Origin of the sequence: Allobosea sp. 2RAB26 (genome assembly GCF_052115465.1) — a bacterium.
In the GTDB taxonomy this organism is placed as follows: domain Bacteria; phylum Pseudomonadota; class Alphaproteobacteria; order Rhizobiales; family Beijerinckiaceae; genus Allobosea.
Genome location: NZ_JBFRGS010000101.1, coordinates 1 through 362, shown reverse-complemented (window position 1 = coordinate 362; position 362 = coordinate 1). Strand labels below are relative to the sequence as shown.

Sequence of the window (362 nt, the reverse complement as noted above, 5' to 3'; positions counted from 1 at the left end):
CCCGTTTTCTAGGCGGAACATCGGTTGCATTTGAAACGATGACTGCGCTCAACGCATGATGAGACCAGAAAACTACTGATTAACAAATGATGCATGCTCTGGATGCATATCGGAGCTGAAGTAAAGCCCCTAATTGCGGCGGGCCGATCAGCTTATGTGCAGTGCACAACGAGATTGTCGCTGTGGGCATCGCCCCGGTCCGGAATATCCGCCAGAGGAATATCACCATGTTCGTCACCATGATTGCCGCCAAAATCCGCGCCTTCCTGCGCTATCGCGAGACGGTTCGCGAGCTGTCGCGTCTGACCAACCGTGAGCTCGACGATCTTGGGCTGTCACGCTCGGAGATCCCCTTCATCGCC

General features: G+C 55.0%; 1 protein-coding gene. It reads left to right on the top strand.

Going from position 1 to position 362, the window contains the following annotated elements:
• Window positions 1-227: 227 nt before the first annotated feature.
• Window positions 228-362, top strand: a 135-nt coding sequence (locus AB4118_RS34255; RefSeq protein ID WP_441493902.1) for a DUF1127 domain-containing protein, incomplete at its 3' end; no start/stop codon positions are given.